The organism is Vicinamibacterales bacterium (genome assembly GCA_036504215.1).
GTDB lineage: Bacteria > Acidobacteriota > Vicinamibacteria > Vicinamibacterales > Fen-181 > FEN-299.
The window spans coordinates 154,293-165,640 of sequence record DASXVO010000086.1 but is presented as its reverse complement, the minus strand read 5'-3'; the positions used below and the strand labels follow the sequence as shown (position 1 = coordinate 165,640).

The window sequence follows — 11,348 nt, the reverse complement described above, 5'->3', positions numbered from 1 at the left end:
CAGGTCTTCAGCCCCCACGCGATCACCGGTGACGACCACGAGTACGTCGAGATCAGAGTCCGGCCGAGAGTCGCCCCTGGCCTTGGAGCCAAACAGCCGAAGTTCCAGGAGATTTGAGCCGAGCGCCGCGCGGATGCGTGTGGAGAACTCGCGAAGGGCTTCCGTCTCGCGCTGCGAGAGGGGCTTGCGTTTCATCGCCAACCTCCGATTCGGTTCATGATACCGCGCCGCCGTCTGCGCGGCCAGAAAAGGGGATTCGAGCCCAACGACTCGAGGCACGGCCTCAACGCGGCCCAGGCACCTCAGCCCTGCGGCGACAGAGAACACGAATTGGTCGGCGGAGTCCCCTGGAATCGTCCCCCGTCATGGAGACTTTGTGGAGAGCGTGCCGTGAAAGGTCAGTTCACGCAGCCGGTGCAAGTCCGGCCGGCAGATCTGAGGGTTGACGTACCGCCCAACCGGCGCGGCGGCCGGGTCGAGCGCCGGTCGGGCGAACGCTCAAGTTCGACGGACAACGCACGGATCGATTGGATGTGAACCCCACGTCGTGGAGCTGAGTCCGGCTCGCCCGGTGGTTATACTACTGGTATGAAAACGGCGGTGTCCATTCCGGACCAGGTCTTCGAGCAGGCGGAACGTCTGGCACGCCGGACTCGGAAATCGAGAAGCCATGTCTTCAGCAGCGCCCTCCAGGAATACGTCGCTCGGCACAGCCCGGACGAGGTGACCGAGGCGATGGACCGCGTCTGCGACCAACTGGGCGAGCAAGGCGACCCGTTCGTTGCTCGGGCGGCGCGCCACACGCTGGAGCACAGCGAATGGTAGTCGGACAAGGCGAGGTGTGGTGGGCGGACCTTCGGGCGCCAACCGGTTCGGAACCTGCGTTTCGACGACCCGTTGTCGTGGTTCAAGGGGACCCGCTGAACCGGAGCCGGCTCGCAACTGTCGTGTGCGTGCCGCTGACCAGCAACCTCCGTTGGGCGGACGCTCCGGGCAACACGGTGCTGAGTGCCCGGGTGACGGGACTTCCGAAGGACTCGGTCGCCAACGCGTCCCAGGTGGTGACGCTGAACCAGACCGTACTCACCGAACGCGTGGGCAAGCTCCCGCGGGCCAAGCTTGACTTGGTTCTTACGGGAATCGACGTGATTCTGGGAAGGTAACGGGCACCAAGCGGCACCGATCTCCATCGAACAACGCGGTGGATACCAACCCGATGGAAGCGACGAATGGGCGCGCGCTCCGGTCGAACTGCTTGGGGCTGCCCGGCGACGACACGAACGTTCAATATCACTCGGACCCGACACGCTGCCTCGGGACCGAAGGTGGTGCCGCGGCTCGGAGGAACAGCTGCGTCCGTGCCCCATCGTCAGTCGGCCTGACGTCGCAAACGACGGAATGAAGGCCGTGGTCGCGGTGCTCGCTCCGAACCTGTCGGGATGGACGGCGTACCTAGAGAAGCGGCAGGGCAAACTTCCCCGTGATCTCCTTCACGATCCGGTCCGCCCCGTAGACCGATTTCAGCGCTTCGAGGATGCCGGCGCTGTGGACGCCCACCGCGCGCGAGCCTTCCGCATCGTCGATGTACATGTACCGGTTGGCGAGTTTCGGCAGGTTGCTGTCGAAGTTCAGGCCGACCAGTTCCGCCTTCCGGTTGATGACCGGGCTGCCGGAGTTGCCCCCGATCGTGTCTGCCGTGTAGACGAAGTTGAGCGGGGCGGACATGTCGAGCGCGGAGCGCTTGTCCAGCCAACGCGGCGGGAGCGCGAACGGCGCCTGGTTGTCGAAGCCGGCCGCGCGGTCGTACAGCCCGTAGAAGGTCGTCTTGAAGGGAACGAGCGTCGATCCGGCTTCGTAGCCGAGGACCGTGCCGAAACTGATGCGAATCGTCGAGTTGGCGTCCGGGTATACCGTCTTGCCGTGGACGGCGAACCTGGCCTTGGCCAGCCGCTCGCCGTTGGTCGTTTCGACGTTGGTGATCTGCTGCTCGATCCATGTTCGCAGGTCGCGCATGACCGGATCGACTCGGCGCACGAGCGCGAGCATCGGATCGTCGGACTTCAGAATGGCGTCGGGGCCACCCTCGACCAGTGTCTTTCGGAACGACGCGTCGGCGATCTTCGTCGCCGAGACGACGGCCCGTGCCACGGCCGCCGGGGTCTGGCCGCCAAGCGCCGCCCTGACGAACAAATCGTCATCGCCCAGCGTTTTCCGACCGGCTTCGAGCCATCCCGCGAGCAGGGCTTCCTCCATGTCCGCGTAGACGGGAGCCGGCGAGAGGAGGGTCGTCTTCAGCGAGTCGAGCCGCGAGTCGCGGAACTCGTCGAGCCGCGTGCTGTTCGGCTTGCGGATCTCGTCCGCATACCGAACGAGGCTGGTGGCCAGGCTGCCGAGCCGGGACGGCGAGAGTGTTGAATAGGCGTTGCGCTTCGCATACGGTGCGTACTGCTTGTAGGCCGCGGCGATCTGATCCCAGGCGTCGCCGTACGCGTTCTGCCAGTCGGGGTTGTTCGCGACCGCGGCGCGCAGCTTGCGCTCGTCCTCGCGCTTGGTGGCCATCAGCCGGGCATTCTCGAGGCCCCGCTGTTGCCCCACCAGCCGCTTGATCGAATTCTCGATACCGCGCCGGCCGGCCGATGCCCGGCGGTCCGCTTCGGGACTCGTCGCGCTGAACCGCTGCAGCGCGACGAGCCGCGCCTGCCACACCGCCATCTGCACAGGATTCATGACGTCGCGATGGAACTCGATCTGCGCCATCGTCAGCAGGCGGGAAGTGGCGCCTGGGCTGCCGATCGCGAACACCAGCTCCTTCTCCTCCGCGCCCTTCGCGGACCAGGTCAGGTACTCCGTGTGCGCCGGCTGACCGTTCTCGTAGGCGCGGAAGAAGGCGACGTCCAGGTCGTACCGCGGATAGGTGAAGTTGTCGTAGTCGCCGCCGAAGAATCCCGTCGATTCCTCGACCGCGAAGACGAGCCGGACGTCCGCGAACTTCTTGTAGCGATACAGCCAGTACTCGCCGCCGCTGTACAGCTTCACGACCTCGCTGCGCAGGCCGGTCTTCTCGGTGGATTCCTTCTCGATCGCGGCCGTGGCCGTCCGCCTGGCCTCACCCGCCTCGCGTTCGCTCATGCCCGGCTTCACCGCCCCCTGGACGCGCGCCGTGACATCCTCGTACGACACGAAGACGTTGACGTCCATGTCGGGGCACTTCAGTTCCTGCTCGCGCGTCGGCGCGTAGAAGCCGTCGCGCACGTAATTGTGCTCGGGCGTGGACAGCTTCTGCAGTTGCCCGTTCGCCACGTGCTGGTTGGTGACAATCAGGCCGTCGGGAGAGACGAAGGCGCCAGAAGCCCCCTCGACGCGGGGCGAGGCGAGGCGCACGTGCTGGAGCCACTGTGGTGTCGGTTCGAACCCGTATTTCTCCTTCCAGATCTTCATCGGCGGGTTGTCGAACGTCCACATCCCATCGTCGGCCTTCGGGGCGGAGCCGAGGAGGAGGCACGAGACGGCGAAGAGCAGGATGGCGCGGTGCTTCATAAGTAGGAGTCAGACGTCAGAAGTCAGGATCCAGGGGTCAGGTGTCAGGGTCGAGAGTCCAGAGCCAATGTCAACTGGGCCGACGCGCCATCGACAGATGCGCGATCGCCTTGCGCGCCCAGTCCGGGTCGTTCAGCATCGCGCGGCCGATGCCAATCAGATCCGCCCATCCCTCGCGCACCGCGCGGTCGGCGAGGGCCGGCTCGGAGATGCCGCCTGTCACGAGTACGGGGACGGTGACGACCGCCTTGATCGCTCGCGCGTACGGCACGAAGTACGCAGCGCCTTTTCCCATGCCGCGGGAGCCCTGGAGGCCTCCCGAGACATCGATGAGTGACGCGCCAGCCGCCGCCAGTTTCACAGCCGTCCAGCACGAGTCGTCGAGCTCGAGGCCGCCGGCTGTTTCGTCGTGCGCGCCCAGGCGGACGAAGACGGGGAAGTCCTGGCCGAGTCGCGCGCGAACGGATTCGAGCGCCGCCAGGTGCAGACGCGATCGATTCTCGATCGGGCCTCCGTACTCATCGGTCCGCAGGTTCGTCAGGGGCGAGAGGAACTGCGACAACAGGAAACCGTGCGCGGCGTGCAGTTCGACGGCACTGAAGCCTGCGCTTCGCGCCCGGACGGCGGCGTCGCCGAACGCCTGGAGAATCTCGTCGATCATGCCCGCCGTCAGGGCCTCGGGGATATCCCCCTCCGCCTCGTATGGGTGGCGCACGCTGGTCGGTGCGACCGGACGCATGCCGAGCACGCGGGACGACGCCCGGGATCCGGCGTGGGAAATCTGCAGGCAGACGACGGCGCCTTCGGACCGGACGGCCGCGGCCAGCTTCTGCAAGCCTTCGAGGGTGGCGTCGGTGTGGACGCCGAGCTGTGTCGGCGTGTGGCGGCCACGGGCGTGCACGAATGCGTGTTCGACGATCACGAGCCCGCACCCGGCAGCCGCGCGCCGGCGGTGGTAGTCGATGATATTGTCGGTGACGAGGCCTTCCGGCGTGGCCTGACCGGACCACATCGGTGGCATCACGATCCGATTCCGAAACTTGAGAGGGCCCAACGACAGCGGCGTCAGAAGATCGGGCATGACGTTGAATCACTCGGCGCCGGCAGCAGCGCGAACGAGAACGTGACGTGGAGGAGTCCGGTGCGACGGCGAAACCTCGTGCGACCGAACGGTGCCGGCCGATCTTAGGCGGCCTGGAAGGCCGGCACCATGGTCCGATGTTGCTACTTGGCGGCCTTCTTCTTCGGCGCCGCCTTCTTCGTACCGCACTTCGATCCGCACTTCGCCATGAGAACCTCCGGGTGAAAGAGAGCGGGGGCAAGCCGCGTCATGCTACTGCGGGCGCGGTGGGGAATCAAGCGGTCTGATTGACGCCTGGCGAGGCCGCGACGTCCGGTGTCGGTCCGAACCTGAACGCCATCATCGTCGCGTCGTCGGACGGTTCGGCCGCGCCGCGGAACTCACGCACGGCCAACTCCACCCGGGCGAGCAGCGCCTCCACGTCGGTGGATAAGCCCTCCAGAAGCAGCGATTCGAGACGTTCGGGGCCCAGGAACTCGCCCGTCTCGCTCTCGGCTTCGACCATCCCGTCCGTGTAGAGGAAGAGCTGGTCGCTCTCGCCGAGCGTCACGGCGCGTTCCTCGTAGCCGGCACCCGCGAGCAGACCGAGGGGGCGGCCGGTCGAAGCCAGCCGCTCGAGGCCGCCGTCGCGGCGGAGCACGAACTGCGTATTGTGGCCCGCGTTCACGTAGCGCAGGACGCGCCGGACGGGGTCCACGATGCCGACGAAGAGCGTGAGGTAGACCTCGGACGGCGTGGCCGCCTGCAGATCGTGGTCGAGGCCGTCGGCCAGCGTCGCGAGATCCTGCTCGAGCGGCAGCCGCGCGCGCAGCGTCGCCTGGACATTGGCCATGAGCAGGGCCGCGCCGACACCCTTGCCCGAGACGTCGCCGACGAGCAACGCGATGCCTCCGTCGGGCAGGACGAAGTAGTTGAAGAAGTCGCCCCCGACCTCCCGCGCCGGGATCGACAGTCCGCGCGCCTCGGCCAGGCCAAAGCGCAGCGGCTGGTGCGGCAGCATCTCGGTCTGAATCTGCCGGCAGAGCTCGAGTTCCCTCTTGATGCGTTCCTGCTCGACGACGAGCTTTTCGTGCGCGGCAAGGTTCTCGGCCATCTGGTTGAAGGCCACGCCGAGACGGCCGAACTCGTCGCGCGAGCGAACTGGAACCCGGGTGCCGAGGTCGCCGCGCGCGAGCCGCTGCACACCGTCCATCAACGTGCGCAGGTTTCGGGTCATGCCGCCCGCCAGCGGGATGCTGCCCGCGAACACCAGCGCGATCAGGGCGAAGCCGAGGCCGAAGTTCCGGGCCGATACCCGGCGCAACTCGCGGACATCGTCGCCGATGGGGCGCGCGATGCCGAAGGTGCTGCCGGACGGATCCTTCCGGGTGGCGACGACCCAGTCGTTGACCGAGCGCACCGAGATACCGCCGGCGGGCAGCGCCGACGCGAGGCCGAGCGACCGGATGACGGTCTCGTCCGAGGCACGCGGTGCGTGCAGGTGCCCGTCGCCGTCCACCGCGAACGGAATCTCCTGGCGGTCGCGGCGGTTCAGCGACATCACCGTATGGAGCAACCGGTCGATGTTGAGCGTCCCGCTGATGCGGCCGATCGGGCGGCCGTCGCGCTGGACCTCCGTGTTGATCGCGTTGCCCTTGAGCACTGTGAACGCGCGAACGCGTCCGGGCGCTCCTTGTGGTCGCGGCGAATTCTCGCCGCCAGCGGTGCCGACCGCGGCTGCGCCACTCCGCGCCTGGCTCGTCTCGACCGGCCCGAGGTTGGCGACGTTCCGGTCGATCTGATCCGCCAGCGCCTTGTTCCAGGCGGCCATCTCTGTCGCGCTGGTGCCCGCGTTTCCGCTCGCGTAGGGCTTCAGCGCCTGCGCGATCACCTGCGACATCTCGACGACCATCTTGCGGGTTCCGACGGTCTTGCGGGCGTCGGCTACAGCGGCGACGCGATCGCGCCTGGCAACGGTTTCCTCTGCCGTCGGCCGCCGCCGAGAGTGGTCGACCTCGGCCGGAGGCGGGACGGGGAGTGGGGCCCGGTCCGAGCCGGAGTACGGCGCCGCTGGCGGGGTGGTCACGGTCGGCACGAGTTCCAGTGACTCGAGCATCGGCGCAATCGCGCCGAGTGTCCCCGCCACGTGCCCCGCCATCGCTTCGGAGGGCGACGGCTGCGGCCGAACGCCCTCGGGGCCGGCCGGTCGAGTCGGCCGGGCGTCCGCCTGCTCGGTGACCTGTTCCGGCCACAGGCGGTCCATCCGGCGCCCGAGATCGGCGGTCACCCATTCCATCCGGTGGCCCATGTCGGCCGCAAGCGCCTGGGCCTGCTGCTCGGCCGCCCGCCGCAGCGCCCGTTCGGACGAGTAGTGGGAATAGAGCGTCACCGCGGAGAGCGGGACGACGGAGATGGCGAAGAACGCGAACGTCAACCTCGAACGGAGATTCATGGCGACGCCTCATCCACGTGCTGCGGGCGTGGGGGAGACGCCCGCCTACCGCTATGGAACCGCAGACGCGGACGCGAGTCAAATGGAGCCGGGCGGGAGGCGTCCCCCAACGGTTGGACGTCGGGGCTCATCGATTGGTTCTGGTGGACAGGGCCGGAACGCCTCACAGAATCCGCAGAGTACGCAGATGCGAACGGTGTGTTCGTCTCTGCGTGCTCTGCGTCCTCCGCGAGCTCCACGTCCCCGGCGTGGCTCACCCCGCTACCGGATCGGGTATTTCGGTCTGGCCGGGAAGGTGAACGGCTTCTCCTTGATCTGCTTCTGCAGCACCTCGATGGCCTTCTCGAGTTGAGCGTCGCGGCCGGCCGATGCGGACGCCGGGTCGTTGTCGAGGACGATGTCAGGGTCGGCGCCGTGGCTTTCGACGATCCACTTCCCCTGGTCGTTGTAGAACGAGTTGTTGGACTGCTCGACCGTTCCGTTGTCGATCGTCAGTTGGCGGTTCAGGATGCCAACCAGTCCGCCCCACGACGGGACGCCGATGACCGTGCCGAGCTTGCGCGCCTTGAAGTGCTCGATGAACGCCTCGCCGTCCGAGCCGTTGTACTCGTTCGACAGCACGGCGACCTGGCCGGTGGTCGTCGAGCCCGGATAGCGGAAGGGCTCCATCCCTCGCAAGACGTTGTACGCCGTCATCTTCCGCTCGAGCTTGTCGATGATGAAGTACTCGGTCCAGCCGCCTCCGTTCCCGCGGACGTCGATGATGAGCCCCTTCTTGTAGCGGAAGGCGCGCCAGAACTTGTCGAACTGGCCGACGTTGTCGGTGCTCATCGCCGTGATGTGCATGTAGCCGATCTCGCCGTTCGACGCTCTGAGAACTGCGTCGATGTTGTCGGACAGCCAGCGGTTGTAGCGGAGCGTCGATTCCGAGCGGAGCGGTTCAACCTCGATCGTGCGGGCGCCGACGGCCGTCGGTTTCGAGTTGACCGTCAGCTTCACCTTCTGGCCGCGCGTCACCTGGAGATACTGGTAGGGGTTCTCCGACGCCTTGAGCTCATGGCCGTCGATGGCAATCAGGAAATCGCCTTCCTTGACGTCCACCCCCGGTCGAACGAGCGGCGCCGTGAGGTCGGCGTTGTAGGCCGTCGGGCCGAGGATCTTCCCGAGCTTCAGGTAGCCGCTGGCGTCGGCGGCCAGGTCCGCGCCCAGCAGGCCCGTGAACGTGCGGACCTCGGGCGCGCGCTGGGGACCCTGGTCCCCTCCGCCGATGTAGGTGTGCGACACGTTGAGGTCGCCCACCATCTGCGAGAGCAGCCAGTTGAGATCCGCGCGCGACGACAGGTCGGGGATGAACGCGCGCAGGGTGTCGCCCAGCTTCTTCCAGTCGCGGCCGTGCATGTTCTCGTCGTAGAAGAAGTCGCGATACCAGCGCCACGTATCGTTGAAGATCTGCGTCCATTCGTCGATTGGCCTCACGCGCGCCTGCATCCCGCCGAGCGGGAGCTTCGTGCCGAGCGACCCGGGGTTCTGGATGATCTTGTCGGGCGTCGCAATCTGGAACGTTGCATCCGCCTTTCGCGTGATGATCTGTTCGCCGTTTGCGGACAGCCGCCAGTTCACCACCGTGTCGGTCGCCACCACGTCCTTCTGGGATGCCATGTCGAACACGTGGAGCGTCCATTTGTCGGCGCCGCCCGGCTTGAAGAGCTCTTCGGTTTCGGCCTCGGCGTACGTCGGCAGCGAATCGAACCCGACCACCCCGTTGCCGGCCTTGAGGTGGAAGTAGATTCCCGGGGCAACGGGCAGCGGGAAGACGCGCGAATCGAGCCCCGCCACGTCGACGCGGAACGGCTCGGCGTCCTTCTTCTTGTCGGCGCGCTCGAAGGGCGGCTTCGGCCCGGCCTTGAGTTGCACGGCCATCACCTGCACCGGGTGCTCGATGACGTGGTTGTCCTCGAAGATGTCGATGCGCGTCGAGAAGTCTCGGTACGAGAGGAAATAGAGGTAGTTTCCGTTCGCGTCGAACGACGGATTCAGGCTGTCGTAGAAGTCGCTGGTGACCGGGAAGTTCCTGTTCTGCTCGAGGCTGTAGAGGAACACGCGGTTGTTCCGGTTGAACTGCACGAACGAGTAGGTGATCCACTTGCTGTCCGGCGACCACGCGTAATCGCTGACTTCCCAGAAGAACTCGTCGTTCTTCATCTGGTTCGACGTGGCGAACTTCGTGAGCTTCTTGGTGGCGACGTCGAGGTAGAAGAGCGCGAAATCCTTGTTGCCGAACAGAATCTTCGAGCCATCTGGCGACCACTCGAGGTGATAGACGGTGCGATCGAGGGCGGTCGTCAATGGCTCCCACGGCTTGTCGCCGCCGATGTCGGCCAGGTAGAGCTGGTAGTCGCCGGTCTTGTCCGAGAAGAACGCCACCTTCTTGCCGTCGGGCGAAAGCTGCGGGAACCGCTCGCGCGAGCTCGTCGTGCCGGTGAGGTTGCGGGTTGGGAGGCTCTCGTCGGTGGGAACGAGGAAGATGTCGCCACGGGCCTCGAAGACCGCGGTCCTGCCGTCGTTCGACACCGAGAAGGACTGGATGTAGTCGCGTGCGTTCACCGTGCGGTCGGCCAGCTGCCATCGGTCGGACGCGATGTCCACCTCGATCGCCCTGGTGGTGCCGGCGGCCGGGTCGAAGACGTGCAGGCGCCCGGCGCGCACGAAGACGATCCGCTTGCCGTCGGTCGTCGGCCACTGTACGTCGAAGTCGTCGAAGCTCGTCACCTGGTCCACCTTCTTGGTGACCGGGTCGATCGTGTAGAGGTTGCTGATGCCCTTCGGATCGCGGTCGGACACGAAGTAGAGCTTGCCGGCGGCGTACATCGGATACGCGCTCTTGCCGACGTAGTCCGAGAGCTGCGTGTACTGTCTGGCGCCGAAATCATAGAGCCAGAGGTCGACGAATCGGCCGCCTTTGTAGCGCTTCCAGTAGTACTCCTCGAGGCCCCGCCGGTTGTACGCGAGCTTGGTGCCGTCGGGCGAATACGAGCACAGGATGCCGCGGTCCATTGGCAGGGGCTCCGGGTAGCCGCCGCTCGCCGCGACAGCATAGAGCCGCGCCATGGGCCGGAACGTCGCCTCGTGGCTCGAGCGGAACACGATCTTCTTGCCGTCGGGACTCCAGGCGACGGCCTGCACGCCGGCGCCGAAATACGTCAGGCGTCTCGGCGCGCCGCCGGTTGCGGGCATCGTGTAGAGCGCCGGGGCACCGTCGTAGTCGGCGGTGAACGCGAGCGTCCTGCCGTCCGGCGAGAACTTGGCGGCCTCCTCCGTGCCTGGATGGCTGGTCAGCCGGCGTGCTGCGCCGCCAGCCGCGGGAACCGACCACAGGTCCCCCTCGTACGTGAACACGACGGTCTCACCGGAAATCGTCGGGTACTGCATGAAGCGACCCGGAATGCCGGCCGACGCGGCGGCGGCGAGGCCCGCGATCGCGAGAGCTGTGAACAGCAGTGCTTTCTTCATCGAGGCTCCAGGAAGGGCGAAGAGACGTCCCATCATAAGCGGAGAACCACGCCGCCTGGCGGGCGGACTGGTAGAATCATATGTTTGGCGGCCTGATGGCCGTCGTGCTTTTTCGTGCAGGGGACGCCATGGCCGCACTGATCGAGGCAATCGACATCCGGCGCAAGATGTACTTCGAGATGGACGACACGCCCTACCACTGCCTGGACGTCGAGGTGTCGACGCCGACGGCACGCGGAGGGCAGACGCTCGTCCGCCTGAAGATGCGCAATCTGAAGACGCGTGCTGTCTTCGACAAGACCTTCAGGGCCGGTGACAAGTTCAAGGAACCCGACCTGACGATGGCGCCCGCGAGCTATCTCTACAGCGACGGGAACGGCTCACACTTCATGGATCAGGAGAGCTACGAGACGTTGACGTTGAGCGCCGACATGCTCAGCGACGCGCGCGACTTTCTCGTCGACGGCCTGATCGTGCAGGTGATGCTCTTCAATGGGGACGTGATCGGCCTGCAGATGCCGCCAGCGGTCGAACTGACGGTGACCTACACCGAACCGGGCGCTCGTGGCGACACGGCCGCCGGCAACGTGAACAAGGCGGCGACGCTCGAAACGGGAATCGAGATCCGCGTCCCGCTGTTCATCAAAGAAGGCGAGAAGGTGCGGGTGAACACGGAAACCCGCGAGTTCATGGGCCGCGCCTGACCCCCTCCCATCCGCCCGGTTGACAGGACGCCCGCACCCCGGCTACGGTCAGAGGGTAGGGTCAACCTTTAGCTGCGAACGGAGG

At 66.3% G+C, this 11,348-nt stretch carries 8 protein-coding genes; 3 read left to right on the top strand and 5 right to left on the bottom strand.

Annotation, left to right across the window (positions count from 1 at the left end):
* A partial coding sequence (locus tag VGK32_23360) for a nucleotidyltransferase domain-containing protein (protein HEY3384711.1) occupies positions 1–195 on the bottom strand: 195 nt, incomplete at its 3' end.
* A 405-nt stretch (positions 196–600) separates the two neighbouring features.
* On the opposite strand from VGK32_23360, the gene VGK32_23355 reads away from it, so the two are divergent.
* A complete protein-coding gene (locus tag VGK32_23355; GenBank protein ID HEY3384710.1) occupies positions 601–825 on the top strand; it encodes a hypothetical protein in 225 nt (74 codons plus the stop codon).
* Complete coding sequence (locus tag VGK32_23350) at positions 819–1,163, top strand: type II toxin-antitoxin system PemK/MazF family toxin (GenBank protein ID HEY3384709.1); 345 nt, start codon at positions 819–821, stop codon at positions 1,161–1,163. Before VGK32_23355 ends, VGK32_23350 begins: the two co-directional genes overlap by 7 nt.
* A 289-nt stretch (positions 1,164–1,452) precedes the next feature.
* Here VGK32_23350 and VGK32_23345 read toward each other — a convergent pair whose 3' ends face one another.
* The 4 genes from VGK32_23345 to VGK32_23330 all read right to left on the bottom strand — a co-directional run bounded on the left by VGK32_23345 (position 1,453) and on the right by VGK32_23330 (position 10,559).
* Entirely contained in the window at positions 1,453–3,537 is a 2,085-nt protein-coding gene (locus VGK32_23345; GenBank protein ID HEY3384708.1) for a S46 family peptidase, read from the bottom strand.
* Positions 3,538–3,607: 70 nt separating this feature from the next.
* Positions 3,608–4,618: an NADH:flavin oxidoreductase gene (locus tag VGK32_23340; GenBank protein ID HEY3384707.1), complete on the bottom strand. Its 1,011-nt coding sequence runs from the start codon at positions 4,616–4,618 to the stop codon at positions 3,608–3,610.
* 274 nt (positions 4,619–4,892) lie between these two features.
* Positions 4,893–7,049, bottom strand: a complete 2,157-nt coding sequence (locus tag VGK32_23335) for a SpoIIE family protein phosphatase (GenBank protein HEY3384706.1) — start codon at positions 7,047–7,049, stop codon at positions 4,893–4,895.
* Positions 7,050–7,310: 261 nt separating this feature from the next.
* Positions 7,311–10,559, bottom strand: a complete 3,249-nt coding sequence (locus VGK32_23330) for a S41 family peptidase (GenBank protein ID HEY3384705.1) — start codon at positions 10,557–10,559, stop codon at positions 7,311–7,313.
* A 128-nt stretch (positions 10,560–10,687) separates the two neighbouring features.
* Between VGK32_23330 and efp the strand changes: the two genes are divergently transcribed.
* On the top strand, positions 10,688–11,263 hold the full coding sequence (gene efp / locus VGK32_23325) for an elongation factor P (protein HEY3384704.1): 576 nt from the start codon (positions 10,688–10,690) through the stop codon (positions 11,261–11,263).
* Positions 11,264–11,348 lie beyond the last annotated feature (85 nt).